This window comes from Nitrososphaerota archaeon (genome assembly GCA_011605775.1).
GTDB lineage: Archaea > Thermoproteota > Nitrososphaeria > Nitrososphaerales > JAAOZN01 > JAAOZN01.
This window is the reverse complement of record JAAOZN010000040.1, coordinates 35,428-53,404: the sequence shown is the minus strand read 5'-3', so window position 1 is coordinate 53,404 and position 17,977 is coordinate 35,428. Positions and strand designations below refer to the sequence as shown.

The window sequence follows — 17,977 nt, the reverse complement described above, 5'->3', positions numbered from 1 at the left end:
GGTATGATCGTCTTCGCTTCTACTTCTGAGGGCAGTAGCAAATTACATCCACCTTCTATTGCTTTGACCTTATATTTAGATGTGACGGAAGATTCTGCTGTATAAATTGATTTTACTCTTCAACTATCTTCTTCAACTGAGACCTATACAGCTCCACTATCTCCTGAACGGTTGTGGCGTCTTCAGCATCCTTATCGTCTCTCAACCTACCAGTAAACTTCGGGAACCTGAGCGCTAATCCAGCGCCCTTCTTGATCAAGTTCATAGCGCAGGTGTGGACTGGGCTCAAGGTCACTTCTGAGGCAATGACCTCGATAACCACCTTTGGCGTAAACCAGAAATCAGCCTCTATCTTTGACTCGACCCTAGCATGCCTATTCGGTATCTTATATGGCTGAAGGATTTCGGGAAACCTCGCCAGATCTTCGTCTGTGAAACCGGTGCCCACTTTGCATACTGTCTTAAAGGCGTCTTCATCTTTATCGTAGGCTGCTAGGAGGAAGGCTCCGTATCTGCCAGCCCTCCTCCCCCTCCCAGAGAAGGCTCCTACGATTACTAGGTCTATTGTGTCTTGCAGCTCGCTCTTATACTCCCGCTTCAGCTTTATCCAAGCGAACTCCCTTGCACCAGCTCTGTAGCTGCTCTTCAGATCCTTGGCTACGATCCCCTCACATCCATCTAGAATGGCTTGTTGCATAAATTCTTCAATCTTTTGAGGATCAGCAGTTATTATAGCTGGAACTATGGTGATTCTTTCAGCCTTCTCAGTAACTTCTTCGAGGATCTTCCTCCTTTCAAGATAGGGTTTCTGGGTAAGATCTTCCCCCTCGAGGTAGAGTATATCGAATAAGTTTAGTGAGATCGGGTACTCTTTCATCGCCTCCTCTATGCCATACTTCCTCCTCCTATGCATAATCTCTTGGAAGGGTAGGTATTCGCCTGTGTCCTCGTTTATCGCTACAGCTTCACCATCTAGTATCGCTTCCTTAGCCTTGATGTGCTTTACAACAAGCTCTATTGCATCTGGGTAGTGCGCTGTTATATTTTCAAGCCTACGTGAGAAGAGGCTGGCCTCCGAATCCCTTTTATGTATCTGAAGCCTCTCCCCATCCAACTTATACTCAACGGCACACTCCCCGCCCATCTTTTCAACTATGGCTTCGGCAGACTCGAGCCTCTCAGCCAACATTGGTCTGACTGGCTTACCGATCTGAATCTTGAACTTCAGAACCCCCTCTAACCCTTCTCGAGCGACCGCTTTAGCGACGCTACCTAGGTCACTAGATAGATTATAGGCCCTCTCTAGGTGTACTCGATTCGCCCTATCCCCCGTGAACGCTACAGCTAACGCATCTAACACCGTATAGTCAGCTATACCAAGCCTAAGCTTGCCTGTTACTGTGCGCAGAAGATACTTCGCCTCAACTGGTGTTGCGTCGTTAAGGAGGCTCTGAAGATAACCCAATCTTAAATCGAGGCTGCCAGAGCCGGTTGTTTTGGCGATCTTTTCTAAAGTTGCGTAGACTCTTTCTACTGTTAGGGGCTCGGAGAAGAGTGTCTGCTGCTTCTTGTTGGCTAATAGATCTTGGGCTACCGCACCTATGTCGCCTTTCTCCTTATAGTACTCCTCGACCCTCTCTACTGATAGCCCAGTTATGTTGGCGACAGCTCTTAACGCGAGTTTATCAGCCACCCCTATCTCCACACCCATGTAGTCTGGGTAAAGCTTGCCCTGCGTCAAGTAGATGACTTTATCTAAGATCTCAACAGGAGTAGCCTTGAATAACTCAACCAAATATGCTGTTAAGTCAAGCCTCTTGGTCGTTTCCTCCATCTTCTCATAGGCTTGAGCGATTAGGCTGTACTCCATCTCCACACTACATATAATGCTGAAGGTTATTAAAGAGCTACTCCGATTGTTTCCACACCGAAAGCCAACGCCGCTTCTCTCTGCCTTTCATCTAGTGTTAAAAGCGGTAGCTTCTTCTCCTTTGCTAAAGCGATATACAACGCATCATACACAGTTAACCCGTAATCCAACGCTATTCTGAACGCCTTACTCAAATACAGTTGCTCAGGCTCAAATATGATATTTACGTTTAGTAGAGAAGAGAGCATGTTAAAGAGCCGTAGGGCATCTTCGACACTAATAACCTTTTTAACTCGATTTAGTTTCCAGAGGGCGTTTGCAACCTCTTTTACAGCGTGATCTAGCGATAAACAATATCTTACATACTCTACCAAACTCCTCCATCCAGGCTCTTTAAGTATAAATGCTGCGAGAGCGGATGCGTCAACTACTATCACGGTCTTCCCTCACCAACGCCGCTGAAAACCCTTTAGGAACCTCTATAGGTATCTTCTCAAGATCTTTCACGACTTTCTCGATGTTCTCAGAAGCTTCCAGCATCCGTGTCCTCTCTTCTACAAACTTTCTGAGTTCCTCAGCCCATTTGACCTTATATTTGAACTTCTCCATCTTCTTTTTAATCTCTTTACTAACTTTAAAGCTGACTACGCTCATCGTAGCATTCTTCAGTAGACCATTTGACAAACCTTATTGTAAACGCACTCTACTTTGCTTGCTAAATTTATTTAGCAGAGGGCTCGGTTTCTAATTAGATGGTTGGGAGGAGGCGCTTCATCAAGGGTATATTGCTGTTAGCCTCCTCTATTATAGTGGCGTTCTCCACGCTACTCATATTCACACCTCAGAGGAAGGAGGGGTTTGTTGGCGGGGTTGTAGAGCTTCCTGAGCCCCCTAAGATCTCTATGCCTGTAGAAGAGGCGATTCAGAGGAGGCGCTCTATTCGGGAGTATAGGCATCCAATAGATCTTACTAGGTTCAGCCAGCTGCTCTCTCACTCACTCGGCAGAGCCGGAAATGGCTACGGCGCTCTCGAAGCAGCGCTAAATGAGATCGATGTATATGTTGCTGTGGGTGAGGGTAAGGTTGAGGGTGTTCCAGCAGGCATCTACCTCTATCTTAGAGATGAGCACGCCCTCAAGATGCTTCGTGAAGGAAGTTTCCTTAAGGAGCTCGCTTCAGCAGCAGTAAATCAAGTGTGGGTTGAGGAAGCCTGCTTTAACATCATTCTCTTCTCTGATCTTGAGCGTGGTGTGCTGCGAGAAGGTGTTGTTGAGCTGCCTCATCTGTGTGCTGGTATCTTGGGTGAGAAGGTGTATCTGGCGGCTGTAGGGCTGGGGCTTGGATGTGTGGTCATAGGCGCCTTCTATGACGATAGAGTAAAGGAGATCTTCAAAACAGCAAAGACACCCCTCTACATAATACCAGTCGGTGACCGAATTTGAGCATACCACTCTCTAACTTAGTATCGGGCAATCTAAGCCTCACCAAAGCCCTCGAAAGAGTCGATTCTATCCGAACACCGAAGCGCAAAAAGCTCAGCTTAGGTGAGTTAGGTAGGATTCTGTGGGCTACCCAAGGCGTAACAAAGAGGGATTCTGGGTGGATATATCCGCTAAGATCAGCACCTTCAGCAGGCGGGTTGTATCCGCTTGAAGTTTACGTAGTTGTCGACGCTGAAGGTGTTGATGGTTTAAGCGAAGGTGTCTACCACTACGACCCTGTAGGCGAAAGGTTAACCCTATTCAAAAGCGGAGACTATTTCGCTGAAGTTTCGAAGATAATGGGCTTTGTGCCCGATGAATACTCCCTATACCTTCTTATATGCGCAGTCTACCCTAGAACTACCTCGAAGTATGGTGAACGGGGTATTATGTATGTGCATAATGAAGTGGGTCACGCCGCTCTTAACGCTATGGTTGAGTGCGCATCGCTCAACCTCGTCTGCGAACCCGTAGTGATCAGATCTACATCTGCTGTGAAGGCGACGCTGGGGTTATATGAGGAACCTCTTCTGCTACTTAAAGTGAGTGGAGCGGTGTAGAGAAAAAATGTTAGAGGGTTTCTGAGGTTTATACCTCAGAAGCTTAGAGCCCGAGTATCCCTATGAAGAGCGGTATGAATAGTATCGAGAGCGTGTTCAGCAGTTTGATTAGCACGTGTAGTGAGGGGCCTGCTGTGTCTTTCATCGGGTCGCCTACTGTGTCTCCCACTACTGCTGCTGCGTGTGCGGGTGAGCCTTTGCCCCCTAGATTCCCTGCTTCAATAAACTTCTTAGCGTTGTCCCAAGCTGCGCCGCCTGTGTTCATTAGTATGGCTAGTGGTATACCAGCTAAGGTTGCGCCTATGACTAAAGCGCCTACAGCGCTCCAACCTAAAAGCACACCTACGACTATCGGAGCCACCACAACCAGTAGCCCTGGCGGAACCATCTCCTTTAGAGCCGCTCTTGTGCAGATATCTACAGCTTTATCGTACTCTGGCTTTGCTTTACCCTCCATTAGACCGGGGATTTCTTTGAACTGTCTTCTCACTTCGTTAACTATCTCTTTTGCAGCGGAGCCAACAGCTTTTATAGCGAAGGCTGAGAAGATGAAGGGCAGCATCGCACCTATGAGTGTTGCGACCAGCACGACAGGGTTGCTGAGTTCAAGCTTGATTTCGGGTAGGTTTAGGCTCTTTAGATATTCGTTCCCAGCTTCGATGTAGGCTTGGAAGAGTAGCTGCGCAGCTAATAGAGCGCTCCCCATAGCGAAGCCCTTGGTTAGAGCTTTTGTAGTGTTACCGACGGCGTCGAGAGCCTCCATGCTTTCCCCTATTCCACTTTGCCCAGACATCTCAGCTATGCCTCCTGCGTTGTCTGCTATCGGTCCGAAGCCATCTAAAGCTAGAACCATTCCCATCACAGCGAGCATACCCATCGTCGCCAAGGTGGTGCCGTAAACGCCGCCCATGAGAGATGCGTGCGCACCCCATTGTGGATTCGCTGCGCCAAATAGTGTGCCAAAGTAGTAGGCGATTAGCAGACAGGCTCCAAGCGAGGCTATGGGTAAGGCGGTTGTCTCAAGCGCAACTGAGAAGCCAGTTATTATGTTGGTTCCTGCGCCAGTCTGGGATGCATCGGCTATTCTCCTAACTGGGCCCCTCTCTCTGCCTGTGTAGTAGTCTGTTATGACTTGAACCAGGATGCTTGCCGCTAGACCAGCAAGCATCGAGAAGTATAGGTAGATGCCGCCTGGCTGTGAGCCGAAGAGGAGCTGTATGGCGACATAGAAGAGTACTGCAGACATTATGGTTGCTACGATGAGCCCTTTATGTAGGGCTCTCATCGGCTTATGCTCTTCCCCTTTGCCTAGTCTAACAAATGGCATACCTATCAGAGTAGCGAATATGCCGAGCGCTCTAGCTATTATCGGGAAGACTAGGAAGGCCCAGTTTTGAGTCCAAGACGCAATTACGGCTCCTATGATCATGCTGCCTATGTTTTCAGCTGTGGCTGATTCGAATAGGTCTGCTCCACGACCCGCTGAGTCGCCTACATTATCGCCTACGTTATCCGCTATTACAGCAGCGTTTCTTGGATCGTCTTCTGGTATGCCAGCCTCAACCTTCCCCACTAGATCGGCACCTACGTCAGCCGCCTTCGTATATATACCGCCACCTAGCTGTGCGAAGAGTGCTACGAGGCTTGCACCGAATCCCATCCCTATGATCTTGGTCGGTGTGGTTTCATCCGCACCATATAATACGAAGAGCGCTGTGACACCGAGCAGACTCAGGCCTGTTACAAGAAGCCCCATGATCGCGCCACCATGGAAAGCCGTCTTTAGAGCAGGTTCTATCCCCTTCTTCGCCATAATAACAGTTCTAACGTTGGAGCGTGTCGCCATATCCATAGCTATGAAGCCTGCTAGCAACGATGCGAAGGCTCCTATGAGAAAGGCTACCGCTGCGCCTGGTCCGAAGTGAACAGCTATTGCCTCAGCTTCCTTAGGTGCAACATACCCCGCAGCTAAAAGGATCGCTGCTATAACTATGGCTATGATCGTTATAGTTGAGTATTGCCTTTTCATGAAGGCGTAGGCTCCTACGCGTATCGCTGACGCTACTTCAGCAGCCTTTGGATCATCAACCTTGATTGAAAGTATTCGCCATATAAGGGCTAGGGCTGCGAGGATCGCTGCTATGCCCCCTATGGGTGCTATCCAGAAGTATGGTTCAGATAGAATGTTAACCATACTGGTCTCCAGACATCGGCAGACGGCTATCTGGTATTAAATCTTTCGTAAATACCATCTGCATACCCTTAAATTTTCTGGGTGTAAGGCTTATCTTAACCTCTGAGGGAGAGGTTCTTGGATGCATCTGTTCGTCATCTTGACCTCATTCTGCAACCTGAAGTGCTTGTATTGTTACGGTAAGTGCTGCGAGGATATCGGAAGCGGCTTCGACTTTGAAGTCGACTACTCTGTTCCAGACGAAATATCTTACAGCATAGACCTATTGAAGTCGTTTTGCTCTAAAGCTAAGGTGGGCAACCTAATCTTCTATGGTGGCGAACCTCTACTTAGATTGGATAGGATGTTTGAGATAATGGATAATGTTGAAGCTGAAAAGTTTATGGTTCAGACAAACGGTCTTTTACTAGATAGAATAGAGCCGAAGTATCTGAAGAAGCTGCATACAATCTTAGTTTCAATAGACGGCGATGAGATGCTCACAGATTTCTATAGAGGGAAGGGGGTCTACAAAAGGGTTATTGAGAATGTGGAAACTATAAGAGAAAAGGGTTTCAAAGGCGAGGTCATAGCCCGAATGACTGTCAGCCAACAGACCGACATAGAATCTAGCGTAAAGCACCTCTTAGAGCGCAGCAGCACATTCGATTCAGTTCATTGGCAGTTAGATGCGCAGTTCTGGCGAAGCGACTATAACCCAGAAGCCTATACCAGATGGATAGAGGAAAGCTATGGGCCCGGTCTACTCAGGCTCATACACTTTTGGGCCGATCAGCTCACAGCTGGGCGTGTTTTACGCATCTACCCCTTCCTAGGCGTCATAGAGACTCTACTCAAAGGTGGTGAAGCTGGTTTAAGATGCGGCTCAGGCTGGACTCAGTACACTATCCAGACCGACGGCACTATAGTCCCGTGCCCAAGCATGGTGGGTTTTAAAGCATACTACCTCGGCAATATCAGAGATACCGATCCATCTACTTTACCCAAAGCCGTTAAGTTAAATCCACCCTGCAGCGGTTGCGATATACTCTCCCTCTGCGGGGGAAGATGCCTCTACGCTAACATAACGAAGCTCTGGGGTGAAGAGGGCTTTAAAATCGTCTGCAGCACAGTAAGGCTGCTAATAGACGGGTTAAGGTGCATTAAACCTTTGGTAGAAAAGGCGCTATCGGACGATGTAATAAGCTTAGATGATCTAGCGTATACCAAGTTTAACAGCTGCGAAATAATACCGTAAGCTGGTTATTAAGCAAATAATCTAAAATACCCTCAACTTATATCCATGCAACTAAATGTCAATGTTCATAGGTGTAGCAGCCTCACTCGGTGCTGCTCTATGCTGGACAGCTACTGCAGCGTTACTAAAACTAGGCTCTTCCAAATACCAACCGATCACAGCCAATGCGCTCAGAGCGGCGGCGGGAGCAGTAGGCTCGATACTTCTAGTTCTGTTTGCAGGTGAAGTAAATGTTTTCTTAAACCCAGATTTGAGAGCCTTTACCATCGCTTTTTTGGCTGGATTACTTGGTATCGTAATTGGAGACACACTCTACATCTACGCCTTGAAGTCAGTGGGTGTAGCGAGGGCGATGCCAGTAGCGAATACTTATCCACTCTTCTCAACATTAGGCGCCTTCCTCTTCTTAGGTGAAGAAATAACCCCTCAAATAATAGTTGGTGCCATACTCATCATTCTAGGACTCTGGCTCATCAGCCCAAAGGGAGAAGGGAAAAGTAGCTTTACAGCGAAGAACTTCTTCCTCACACTCAGTTGCGCTCCCATTTGGGCGCTGGCATACTTCTACTCAGCTACGCCCTAAACTACTACAGCTTTTTGGCTCTGAATGCTGTGAGACTCCCGCTTATAGCTGTTATACTCATCGGATTTGCCTACTCTAGAGGTTATAATCCCATTAAGCTGGATAGGCGCTCCCTCTTAGTCCTTACTCTAGCTGGTATTCTCGGTCTGAGCATTGGAAACGCTCTATTCCTACTCGGTATAACTAGTATGGGGGTGGCTAGAGCGGTCCCGCTTTCCTCAATCTCGCCCATCCTCTCCACCGTGGTAGGTAGTGTCTTTCTTCGTGAAAGGGTTACTCTAAAGGTTTACCTGAGCGCCTTTATTGTAGTTATTGGAATAATTCAGATCACGATAGGTTAGAGACAAATATATTTGGTAGAGCTTGGCAGAGGAAGGTAATATGCAGTATAAAGTTGGTAGAACATCTATTAAAATAGTTCAAGGAGACATAACGGAGCAGGAGACTGAAGCTATAGTCAACGCAGCCAACCCAAGCCTCATGGGTGGAGGAGGGGTTGATGGAGCCATACATAGAAAAGGTGGTCCAAGTATCTTAGAGGAGTGTAAGAAGATTAGAGCAACCCAGTATCCAGACGGGCTACCAACGGGTAAAGCGGTTATAACCACCGCAGGTAAACTGAAGGCTAAATACGTTATACACACCGTAGGTCCGATATGGCGAGGTGGGGGTGAGGGTGAAGCCGATCTATTAGCACAGGCTTATCGAAGCTGCTTAGAGTTGGCAGCTTCAAGAGGCATAAAGAGCATAGCCTTCCCATCTATTAGTACGGGTGCATACGCCTACCCGATCGCTGAAGCAAGCAGAGTCGCGTTAAAGGCGATTAAGGAGTTTCTAGAAGTGAAGCCCGTGTTTGACGAAGTGGTTCTTGTGCTCTTCAGCAAAGACGCGTTAAAGGTGTATGAGGAAGCAGCCGCAGAAATCTTCGGCACGTAGCTAGCAGCCCACTCTTAAAATTAGTTTTTAGAAGGCTATTATGAATATTAGAAAAGGCTATTATGAATATTAGAAAAGTAGTGCTGAGCGATATAGAATCTTTTGTCGATTTATATGTTCTATCTTATAAAGGACTGGAGGAATACGCTTACACGCAAAGAAAGGATATAGAGGACTATTTCAAATGGTTGTTGAAAAGGGATTCTGAAGGCTTCTTGATAGTCGAAATGAATGAACCTGTAGCGTTCGTAGCTTGCGACGCAAACTGGTTTAGCGGCGTTGATGGTGAAATTGTAGGAGAGATACACGAGCTGTTTGTGCATCCGAATTATAGAAGGAGAGGTATAGGAAGTACGCTTGTGGAAAAGGCGGTCGATTACGCTAGAAGAAGGAATAGAAGAACTATGGGTTTATGGGTTGGTGTAAAGAATCTTTCAGCAAAGGAATTTTATAGGGAAATGGGCTTCATCGAAAGGCTATCCTTAGGGAAATGGACGAGAATGATAAAGATATTGGAAAATTGAAGATCTACGCTGTTTTAATTTTAGAGGTAAGCCCTGTTTCAGACCGAAGCAAACAAGTACTTTAAATAAACATCTTTGGTATTATAGTTTGCTGGTAGAAGAATGGGTGGGTTGGTTGCTATTAGATACTAACATCGTTATCAGATACGCTTCTTTGGCTGATGTTAAAACTTTGCTGAAGATTGAGGGGGAGTGTTTTGAGTACCCGTATGATAGAGAGGTCTTTGAGGCGATGCTTAGAAGTAGAGGCTGCGCGATTCTGCTCGCTGAAGTGCTAGGCAACCCTATTGGGTACGTAGCCTTTGAGAAGAAAGGTTGCTTTGGCACTATACTTTCGATCGGTGTTGCTAAGAAGTTTAGGCGCAGAGGTGTTGGCACATACTTGATGGCACAAGCTCTGGGGATGCTGAAGGAAGCTGGTGTTCGGAGGGTAGTCCTCCAAGTGTCTGTTAAGAATTTGGCTGCTCAACGGTTATATGAAAAGCTCGGGTTTAGGGCAGAGGGGTTGCTTAGAGGGTACTATAGGGGGGAGGAGGACGCTATCCTTTATAGCCTAGAATATGGCGCGCTTAGCCGCCAAGATGCTTAACGGTGTAAGGGTTGGCTGGGGTCTTCGAATGTACGAACCTTACTAAGATCTATAAGGGTAGTGAAAAGAGGGCGTTAGATAATGTATCATTTAAGATGCCTTCATCGGGCATCCTAACCCTGCTTGGCAGAAATGGTGCAGGGAAGACCACACTATTAAGAATCGCTACAACACAACTTCTACCCACAAGCGGAAACGTAACTGTTTTAGATCTTGATGTGGTCAGCGAAGCTAAGAAGGTTCGTGAACGCATAAGCGTCTTGCCACAAGAAGGCAGACCATTCCCACCTCTAACGCCGTGGGATCACGTCTACTACACCCTCTTAGCGCGTGGTTTCGGTAGGTTCGAGGCGAAGGCTAGAGCTAAGAAGGTGCTTGAAGATCTTGAATTGGTCGAGTATGCTGCTATACCAGCAGATAAGTTATCTGGTGGTTTAAGGCAGAGGATACTTTTGGCGATGGCTCTATCAGCATACGCTGAGCTGGTCTTCTTAGATGAGCCTACACTCGGCTTAGATGCGGTTAATCAAAGAAAGATCTGGTCTCTCATTAAAGACTACTGCAGAAAATATGGTTCTGTCGTGCTCACAACAAACTCTATCAACGAAGCAGAGGTGCTTTCAGATTACATCGTTGTGTTAAATCGTGGGGGTGTTGTAGCACAAGGTACGGTTGACGAATTGAAGGCTATGGTACCATATAGGTTCAGAGTGAATGTTTCAGAAGGCTTCTCTAAAGAAGAGCTCTCATCTTACGGTAAGGTTGTTGAAGTGGGTGGAAAGATGAGGGTACTCTTAGACGAGGCTAGTGCAAGAGAGTTGGCATTAGATGCTGTTAAGAGGTGTGTCTCAGCCTCGGTCTCCCCTACTACGCTCGAGGATGTCTTCATAGATCTGGTTGAGGAGGGCGCTCAAGATGAAGAGGCTTCAGAACCTTAGAGCGGTCTTCGTATTAGCATACATGTTCAGTATACTCTGGATCGTAAGGAATCTGCTAAGCCTCATATACCTATTCTTCGCACCCTTCACAGTCCTCTTCTTACTCTACGCTTTAGTGGGTTCTGAGGTTCTGCCGTACGCCTTGGTCGGCGCCTACATTATGACCATCGTTCAAACAGGTTCTGGCATAATTGGTGATGCTGCGTGGCATAAACTTGAGCTTAAATTCCAAGACATGATGGTAGCATCTCCAGTTTCTGAAACGGCGTATCTGCTTGCTGAAGCCCTATCAGAACTCCTCTACGCTTCACCAGCACTCATCATACTATCAACCCTCATACTTCAGCTTAAACCAAGCGTTTTTACCCTCGGCACACTACTCTCCATTACACTACTAGTCTGGCTCTTAACATCAGCGCTCGGCTTCTTCATATCAACCTACGTACCCAACATAAGAAATGCGTGGCAGATCTCTCTGCTCGTAGGGCTCGTGTTAGCCGTGCTTCCACCAGTCTTCTACCCAATAGAGCGTGTACCAGAGTCTCTACTCTGGTTAGCGTACATACCACCAACCACACACGCAGCGTTGATACTAAGAGATTCCATCGGGCTTACCTCTACCACGAACATAACTTACAGCTGGCTTATCCTCATAGCATACACAATAGCATTTTTGCTCTTGGCGACCTATAGGGCTCAGTGGCGTGAAAGGTAGGTTAAGCTTCTACGGCCTTAAGCAGATCCTCTAAACCCTCACACCATTTTTCGAAGCTAAGATTCTCTAGTGAAAACGTTGCGTTTGGGTGGTAGTATCGCTCTATAGTAATCGTTCTAAGGGTTGGTGAGAAATGCTTCAATGAAGCTAACATCATACTTTGGAATGGGTATAGCCCTCCAACAAATAGTATGAAGTCATATTTGCCTCTGCCATCAAACCCCAACCAATTCGGATCCAAGAGCCTCTCCACCACGCTCTCCACATTAATCATATACTTTGTGCCATCATAGTGTTGGAAGGCTCTGAAGACACTTGGAGAGACCGCTAGAGTTGCGCCCAACTTCTTAGCGATCCTTTCTATGGTGTTGACCATATTTACTTTAACGTACTCTTCATCCAATATGTTCCCACCAACTATTATCAGAAGTCTCTTTGCTCTACGCAGCATCTTACCGCAGTTCTCAGGCGTTAAGGTGTAAGCAGTCTTAGGACCCCTAATTTCAGCCTCATCCCAAGCTATAGCTTTAGACATCTTTACCTACCTCCAAAAATCATTCTGCTGAGCAAAGTGGGGTCAGGTATTTCTGTTGGCTTCCAACCTTTCTGCTTAATGAGAGTTAAGATTTCATCCTTCATAGTTATTGGCAGATCGTTCTCATCCCTAACAAATAGATGCAGATCTTCAGGTAAGCCACCATAAAATTGGCGATGCAGGCTGACATAGTTGGATAATTTGATCATCCGCCCTTTAGGTGTGTCGTTGGGTCTCATGACGAGCTTGGCAGCGGTAACCATGGCCTCCTCTGCCGTTTCAACTACACATAATAGGTGCTCTGGGGTAGGTCCAACATAGACCCTTCTCCCGTCCTTAGCGTTATACACCAACCACCTCTCGTAATCTTCACTTCTCCCCAGATAGGCTCTTCTATACTTGACTCCTTGTGGCCCTAAGATGACGGGTATCCCGAATCTGTTGGCTCCAGTAGCAATAGACATAGCCTTTTGATGCTGAGCACCCCAAGCGATAGCAACGGCGCCGATTCTATTTAATATGTAGTCTGCTATCTCTTCAAAGTTCCCTCTGAGGTTTCTTTTAGCGAATATGCTCGCTATCTTCACTACAGCACCTACAGCATGGGCGTTAGACACACATGGACCTAAGTTGACTATACACCCTGCGTCAAAGGCTCCAGGATATTTTTCGTAGAGGGTCTGCCCATTTTCATCTTTGTAACGCGCTATATCTAAAGCAGAACAGCCAGAGGTAACAACGATATACCTTCTCTTAGCGAATTCATCAGCCATCTTAGCAAGATCATAATTTCCGCCAGGATAGTTTGCGCATCCGGCAAATACTACCACCCCAGGTATCTCGCCCATAACTATTGGTCTGCCAACATTTCTGATCTCAGTATCCTTTATTGGTCCTCTTCCAGCCCTGATCTTGAACCTTTCGTTCCTGATCTTGTCTTCTGAGGCAGCATCTATCACAGTAAGCACAGGTATGTCATTGGGGCAGGCTGCGTCGCATCTTGCACAGCCTAGACATTCGTCGAAGACTTCTAGGAGTAAAGATTGGTCACCTCGTTTAGCCGTGTTTACAGCTAAGCCCACATTTATCCCGATAGGGCAGTTCTTTGTGCAGCTTAGGCAAAGTGAGCAAGCTGCGGCCTTGGCTACTATCTCGTTCCTATTGTACCCTTTTTGATTAAGCCTAAGTGGGGCGATTAATCTTGCAGCTTTCACCGCTACTCTACCAACCTTGACCGGGTCTTGGATGACAACCGCTAGCTCTTCGCCTGAAACTAGTCTTGAAACCACGATATCGTCATCGATATTTGTGTAGTTAGGCAAGCCTCCTACGAGCTGATCTGAAGTCGCTATAACCCTAGATCCAACCTTCGTCGCCTCCTCTATTACATCAGCCCTAACGCACTCTTGATCCACTATCACAACATCTGCTATACCCATCCTTATGAAGCGAAGCTGCCTAGAGATTGGTCCAACGATCTTAGCACCGCTAGAGAAGCGTGCAAGATCCGATGCTGTGCAGCATACACCAGCGACCTCAACCTTACCATAAAGCCCAGTCTCATTCAGATAATCTATAACTTCACTACCAGGCGCAACGTTATGACCTATGCATAGTATTACTGGTTTCTCGCGCTCCACAACCCCCATACCAACCTCAATGAATGGTGTTTCAGCATCTCCTTTTGGGAAGCCGAGCGCTGATATCTGCGCTATATCCGCTACTTCTAACGCCAGGATATCAAGCATACCAGCATGTAAGGCTTTAGATTCGTAATCTAGGTAGTTCTGCTCCTGTCCAGTTGCGGTAGCTGATAGAAGGTGGGTTATCTGCCCCTCAAGGTAGTTCACAACATCCACTAGATCTGAAAGCTTCTTCGGTCTTATACCTGTTATTAACCTTGTGATGGGTGCTTCGATTTCAACCTCGCCGCCCAAGTTTATAGGTTGATCAGGACCATACTGCTTGATTAGAAAGTTCAAAAGGTGGTGAGCGTGTGTTGTATGTGCTGAAGTACCCATTACGGTCTGCAGAAGCACCCATTTGCCCATGTGCCCAGCCATATCTATCCCACAGGCCCCTCTCTTTCCAGCAGTAAGATCACACTTTCCGTAGGTGCAGAATTCACAGAAGTCACTTAAGGGGGAGTAGAAGGGGGGATAGCGTTCAAGAAGCCTCAAATCCCACTCTCTTAAATCCATTAAACTAGGGTAGGGGGTTGGCCCCATTGGTTCGGCCCATTCATCGAACTCTGTAAACTTGCCTACCGTAAGTTCAAGTCCCTTGATTTTTAAACCGCCTGACTCTAGCTCCTTAATGTTTATGCGAGTTACCATCTTCTATTTTAGCTACTAAAATCTTCTTTTTAAACTTTAATCCTTATGGGTTGGCTAAGCAACTATTAGAAAGGTTAAAACCTAGGTGTGTGGATGATTTGTGGAGATGAGCTTTACAGAGGAAGAGATAAGGCGTGCAGCAGATATGAAGATGTGGATAGAGGCTAGAATCGCCGAGCATGAGGCTGATATTGAACGGTTAAAGCAGATGCTCCTAATAATCGATAGTATACTTAGGCAGAGTAGCTTTAAGACCGCCGCTGAAATCGCAAAGCCCTCTGCTGCAGAAGCGCCTACTGTTGAGAGCTTCAGTGAGGTTCGCCCGCTGAAGAGGGTAAAGGATGGTCTGCTGCTGGGCAATGCGTATATCTCACCAGACACCGTAGTCATAATACCAGCTTCTGACGTTAGGTTGATGGTCGATACACCGCCTTTCAAGAGTTTCTTCATCAACAGAATACTTGAGGGGATGAAGGCTAAAGATAACGAAGCTGTTAAAGAGGGGAAGATGGTGCTGAATCAAGTCCTCTCCTACAATATAGAGGAGGATAATGGTAGGCTGACGAAGATAACTATAAGAAACTACGGGAACCAGACTAGGCTAAATGAGATAATAAGCACAGTAACATGGTCATTTACAAGGATGCTTGAAAAGAGCGGGTAAAGCCTTGCAGAAAGGTATAGACAAGGTTCTGGTCCTAGACTTCGGCGCACAGTACGCCCACCTCATAGCGAGGCGTATAAGAGAATGTAGAGTGTACTCTGAGCTCATACCCTATTACACTAAGGCTGAAGATATAGCGCAACTCAAACCGAAGGGGCTGGTCTTATCAGGTGGTCCAGCAAACGTATACCAGAAGGATGCTCCGCTACCAGACCCCGCTATCTACGAGCTAAAGATACCTATACTAGGAATATGCTACGGCCTTCAGGTCATAGTGCATCAGCTTGGAGGAGAGGTTGTTAGAGTTGATAAGCGCGAGTATGGCAAAGCTGTGCTCCATATAATAGACACAACCGACCTATTCAAAGGGCTCAAATCCACTACCGTCTGTTGGATGAGCCACGGAGATTCGGCGAAAACCATACCAGTAGGCTTCGAACCCATAGCATACACAGAAAACTCGCCGTACGCAGCCATACGTGATATTGAGCACAGAATATACGCTCTACAATTCCACCCAGAGGTCGCCCATACACCACGCGGCAAAAAGATTCTAAGAAACTTCCTTTTTGAAATATGCGACTGCAAAGCGAACTGGACTATGCCATCCTTTATTGAAAAGTCGGTTGAAGAAATCAGATCTAAAGTCGGGTCTGAAAGAGTCTTGTGTGCATTGAGCGGTGGTGTAGATTCGTCGACAACGGCTGCGCTTATACATAAAGCGGTTGGAGACCAGCTAACCTGCATCTTCGTAGATCACGGGCTGCTCAGAAAAAATGATGCTGAGGAAGTCGTGCGAACGTTTAGAGATACCCTAGGTGTAAGATTGATCGTAATAGATGCATCAAAGAGATTCCTAGATAGACTCAGAGGCGTGGTGGACCCTGAGGAGAAGAGGCGGATCATCGGCGAAGAATTCGCTAACGTCTTCACAGAAGCCAGCATAAAATATGGGCCATTTGAGTGGCTAGCGCAGGGAACCTTATACCCTGACGTGATAGAGTCTGCTGCAAGTCAAGGCCCAGCGTCAAGAATCAAGACGCACCACAATGTAGGAGGGCTGCCTCAAAAGCTTGAATTCAAGCTGCTTGAGCCTCTCAGAGATCTCTATAAGGATGAGGTTAGAAAGATAGCCTCCTTACTTAAACTGCCCGCCAGTATAGTAAAAAGACACCCTTTCCCCGGGCCGGGTTTGGCTGTTAGGATCATAGGCGAGGTTACAGAGGAAAAGCTGCGCATATGTAGGGAGGCTAGCAGCATCGTGGAGGAGGAGCTTCAAAAGCACAATCTCTACGATAAGGTGTGGCAGGCCTTCGCTATAGTTGGTGACGATAAAGCTGTTGGTGTGCTTGGGGATGCTAGAAGCTACGGCTACATAGTTTCTGTGCGTGTTGTCCAATCTACCGATGCCATGACTGCAGACTGGGTAAGGCTACCGTATAAGGTGCTTGAGAGAATCAGCAATAGGATAACTAACGAAGTTCCAGGTGTGACTTGGGTCACATATGTGATCTCAAGCAAACCCCCAGCGACCATAGAGCCCCAGTAGCCTAAACTTTTGTACGCATCCGCGCGAAAAGCATCAAGGTTGAAATCGCCAGGGTAGCAAGGCAGAGAGTGAATGCCCAGAAATATGCTCCCACGTCATAAATTCGCTCACCTGCGATTATCATCTTCGGCGTTGTCAGATCCATTATCAGCCCCATCGCTGCTGGGTAAGCGAATGCGCCTAGGACTACGAAGGTGTTAACCAAGCTTAGGAGTAGGGCAAGGTTCCTTTCACCTACCTCTTTTCTGATGATCGTGGGCCAAATCGTAAAACCGCTTAGGCTTAATACAGAGCACGAAAAGAACAACATAGAAAGATACACATCACTCAACATAATTGAGTAGAGTAGCGCTGCTAGGAGGATAGCGGTCAAAAGATGAGTATACTTATACACAGAGCTACAGGATTTTGTCCTGTCAGCTAAAATCCCCATGAGAGGACTCCCTATGGCCATCATAGCAACAGGTAGTGCTGCTACAATACCGGCAACGTCTCTAGTTAGTGCAAAAACGTCATAGAGATACTTCGGTATCCAGCTGACAAGACCTACATAAGATCCATACGCTACCGCAGTACTCAGATAAATGAGCAAAAGGTTCGATGAAAAAAGTGTTCTTAATTTAACTCCACTCTGTTTGGATGAAGGATCGGTAGCCTGTTTCTTAGTAGCGTGTCTAACAGTAAAAGCGGCGAAGAATACGTAGAAGATTAGACTTGCCACAGCTACTGAGATAAATGTTTGGCGCCAACCTAAACCTTGCCCAAGCATGATGCTGGGAATAACCATACCTAGTAGACTTGCTGTGTATCCCCAGCCTGTGTAGATCCCGACTACCTTACCATATGTGGCACTCTTAAATGTGAGGGCGGTCGCCTTCAAACCGGCTATAAAAACACAAGCGATGGCTGCGGCTACTCCTATTCTGGATAGGATGAGTGATTCAAATGTTGGGGATGTGGCGAATAGGTAACACGCTAGAACATAGATGGGCATCGTGAAGAGAACCACCTTGCTTGAACCGTATCTATCTATCGCAGCACCATAAAGTGGTTGGAGTAGACCATATATGATAAAGTAAGAAGATGTGAGCACACCCACGTTCGCCGCAGATACACCGAATTCACGCATAAACTCCCCTGCAAGAGGACCGATAGCTGTTCGGTGAAATTGAGAGAAGAAGTATAGCCCCATATATAACACTAAGATAACTATGGGTTGTATGCTGGTAGGCTTCTCTGACACAGCCTTACTCAAAATCTCTTCCT

19 protein-coding genes are annotated in these 17,977 nt (G+C 46.8%); 12 read left to right on the top strand and 7 right to left on the bottom strand.

Annotated features, from left to right (window positions below):
• Nucleotides 1-112: 112 nt before the first annotated feature.
• The 3 genes from HA494_03955 to HA494_03945 are packed head-to-tail and all read right to left on the bottom strand — an operon-like array spanning nt 113 to nt 2,524.
• The gene (locus tag HA494_03955) at nt 113-1,870 is read right to left on the bottom strand and encodes an ATP-dependent DNA ligase (GenBank protein ID NHV96924.1); all 1,758 of its coding nucleotides are present in this window, start codon (nt 1,868-1,870) and stop codon (nt 113-115) included.
• A gap of 29 nt (nt 1,871-1,899) precedes the next feature.
• Nucleotides 1,900-2,307, bottom strand: coding sequence for a type II toxin-antitoxin system VapC family toxin (locus HA494_03950; GenBank protein ID NHV96923.1), 408 nt, complete (start codon nt 2,305-2,307; stop codon nt 1,900-1,902).
• Entirely contained in the window at nt 2,294-2,524 is a 231-nt protein-coding gene (locus HA494_03945; protein NHV96922.1) for a CopG family transcriptional regulator, read from the bottom strand. Before HA494_03945 ends, HA494_03950 begins: the two co-directional genes overlap by 14 nt.
• A gap of 98 nt (nt 2,525-2,622) precedes the next feature.
• Between HA494_03945 and HA494_03940 the strand changes: the two genes are divergently transcribed.
• Together HA494_03940 and HA494_03935 are read left to right on the top strand one after the other, a co-directional pair.
• On the top strand, nt 2,623-3,312 hold the full coding sequence (locus HA494_03940; protein NHV96921.1) for a SagB/ThcOx family dehydrogenase: 690 nt from the start codon (nt 2,623-2,625) through the stop codon (nt 3,310-3,312).
• Complete coding sequence (locus HA494_03935; GenBank protein NHV96920.1) at nt 3,309-3,911, top strand: SagB/ThcOx family dehydrogenase; 603 nt, start codon at nt 3,309-3,311, stop codon at nt 3,909-3,911. The genes HA494_03940 and HA494_03935 overlap by 4 nt, the downstream gene beginning before the upstream one ends.
• Nucleotides 3,912-3,954: 43 nt before the next feature.
• Here the strand turns inward: HA494_03935 and HA494_03930 are convergent, their stop codons facing one another.
• A complete protein-coding gene (locus tag HA494_03930) occupies nt 3,955-6,105 on the bottom strand; it encodes a sodium-translocating pyrophosphatase (GenBank protein ID NHV96919.1) in 2,151 nt (716 codons plus the stop codon).
• Between the two features lie 121 nt (nt 6,106-6,226).
• Here HA494_03930 and HA494_03925 point away from each other — a divergent pair, with 121 nt between their 5' ends.
• From HA494_03925 to HA494_03890, 8 genes are all read left to right on the top strand, one after another.
• The gene (locus HA494_03925) at nt 6,227-7,342 is read left to right on the top strand and encodes a TIGR04084 family radical SAM/SPASM domain-containing protein (GenBank protein NHV96918.1); all 1,116 of its coding nucleotides are present in this window, start codon (nt 6,227-6,229) and stop codon (nt 7,340-7,342) included.
• A 55-nt stretch (nt 7,343-7,397) separates the two neighbouring features.
• Nucleotides 7,398-7,925 (top strand): DMT family transporter, encoded by a 528-nt coding sequence (locus HA494_03920; protein NHV96917.1) that lies wholly within the window; start codon nt 7,398-7,400, stop codon nt 7,923-7,925.
• Nucleotides 7,889-8,266: a DMT family transporter gene (locus HA494_03915; GenBank protein ID NHV96916.1), complete on the top strand. Its 378-nt coding sequence runs from the start codon at nt 7,889-7,891 to the stop codon at nt 8,264-8,266. The genes HA494_03920 and HA494_03915 overlap by 37 nt, the downstream gene beginning before the upstream one ends.
• A 40-nt stretch (nt 8,267-8,306) precedes the next feature.
• Nucleotides 8,307-8,861, top strand: coding sequence for an O-acetyl-ADP-ribose deacetylase (locus HA494_03910; protein NHV96915.1), 555 nt, complete (start codon nt 8,307-8,309; stop codon nt 8,859-8,861).
• 62 nt (nt 8,862-8,923) lie between these two features.
• Nucleotides 8,924-9,385 (top strand): GNAT family N-acetyltransferase, encoded by a 462-nt coding sequence (locus HA494_03905; protein NHV96914.1) that lies wholly within the window; start codon nt 8,924-8,926, stop codon nt 9,383-9,385.
• Nucleotides 9,386-9,500: 115 nt separating this feature from the next.
• A complete protein-coding gene (locus HA494_03900; GenBank protein ID NHV96913.1) occupies nt 9,501-9,974 on the top strand; it encodes a GNAT family N-acetyltransferase in 474 nt (157 codons plus the stop codon).
• 11 nt (nt 9,975-9,985) lie between these two features.
• The gene (locus tag HA494_03895) at nt 9,986-10,912 is read left to right on the top strand and encodes an ABC transporter ATP-binding protein (protein NHV96912.1); all 927 of its coding nucleotides are present in this window, start codon (nt 9,986-9,988) and stop codon (nt 10,910-10,912) included.
• A complete protein-coding gene (locus tag HA494_03890) occupies nt 10,890-11,627 on the top strand; it encodes an ABC transporter permease (protein NHV96911.1) in 738 nt (245 codons plus the stop codon). Before HA494_03895 ends, HA494_03890 begins: the two co-directional genes overlap by 23 nt.
• Before the next feature lies 1 nt (nt 11,628).
• Here HA494_03890 and cdhB read toward each other — a convergent pair whose 3' ends face one another.
• Nucleotides 11,629-12,162, bottom strand: coding sequence for a CO dehydrogenase/acetyl-CoA synthase complex subunit epsilon (gene cdhB / locus HA494_03885; protein ID NHV96910.1), 534 nt, complete (start codon nt 12,160-12,162; stop codon nt 11,629-11,631).
• 2 nt (nt 12,163-12,164) lie between these two features.
• Nucleotides 12,165-14,498, bottom strand: a complete 2,334-nt coding sequence (gene cdhA / locus HA494_03880) for a CO dehydrogenase/acetyl-CoA synthase complex subunit epsilon (GenBank protein ID NHV96909.1) — start codon at nt 14,496-14,498, stop codon at nt 12,165-12,167.
• Nucleotides 14,499-14,604: 106 nt separating this feature from the next.
• Here cdhA and HA494_03875 point away from each other — a divergent pair, with 106 nt between their 5' ends.
• Entirely contained in the window at nt 14,605-15,162 is a 558-nt protein-coding gene (locus HA494_03875) for a hypothetical protein (GenBank protein NHV96908.1), read from the top strand.
• Between the two features lie 16 nt (nt 15,163-15,178).
• Entirely contained in the window at nt 15,179-16,711 is a 1,533-nt protein-coding gene (gene guaA, locus HA494_03870; GenBank protein ID NHV96907.1) for a glutamine-hydrolyzing GMP synthase, read from the top strand.
• A gap of 1 nt (nt 16,712) precedes the next feature.
• Here guaA and HA494_03865 read toward each other — a convergent pair whose 3' ends face one another.
• A complete protein-coding gene (locus HA494_03865; GenBank protein NHV96906.1) occupies nt 16,713-17,966 on the bottom strand; it encodes an MFS transporter in 1,254 nt (417 codons plus the stop codon).
• Nucleotides 17,967-17,977 lie beyond the last annotated feature (11 nt).

Bases quoted from the DNA above. Each gene is read 5' to 3' on its own strand.
- HA494_03905 (NHV96914.1), top strand. From the start codon at position 8,924: ATGAATATTAGAAAAGTAGTGCTGAGCGATATAGAATCTTTTGTCGAT.
- HA494_03890 (NHV96911.1), top strand. From the start codon at position 10,890: ATGAAGAGGCTTCAGAACCTTAGAGCGGTCTTCGTATTAGCATACATG.
- HA494_03930 (NHV96919.1), bottom strand. From the start codon at position 6,105: ATGGTTAACATTCTATCTGAACCATACTTCTGGATAGCACCCATAGGG.
- HA494_03920 (NHV96917.1), top strand. From the start codon at position 7,398: ATGTCAATGTTCATAGGTGTAGCAGCCTCACTCGGTGCTGCTCTATGC.
- HA494_03910 (NHV96915.1), top strand. From the start codon at position 8,307: ATGCAGTATAAAGTTGGTAGAACATCTATTAAAATAGTTCAAGGAGAC.
- cdhB (NHV96910.1), bottom strand. From the start codon at position 12,162: ATGTCTAAAGCTATAGCTTGGGATGAGGCTGAAATTAGGGGTCCTAAG.
- HA494_03945 (NHV96922.1), bottom strand. From the start codon at position 2,524: ATGAGCGTAGTCAGCTTTAAAGTTAGTAAAGAGATTAAAAAGAAGATG.
- HA494_03955 (NHV96924.1), bottom strand. From the start codon at position 1,870: ATGGAGTACAGCCTAATCGCTCAAGCCTATGAGAAGATGGAGGAAACG.
- HA494_03875 (NHV96908.1), top strand. From the start codon at position 14,605: ATGAGCTTTACAGAGGAAGAGATAAGGCGTGCAGCAGATATGAAGATG.
- HA494_03925 (NHV96918.1), top strand. From the start codon at position 6,227: ATGCATCTGTTCGTCATCTTGACCTCATTCTGCAACCTGAAGTGCTTG.
- HA494_03940 (NHV96921.1), top strand. From the start codon at position 2,623: ATGGTTGGGAGGAGGCGCTTCATCAAGGGTATATTGCTGTTAGCCTCC.
- cdhA (NHV96909.1), bottom strand. From the start codon at position 14,498: ATGGTAACTCGCATAAACATTAAGGAGCTAGAGTCAGGCGGTTTAAAA.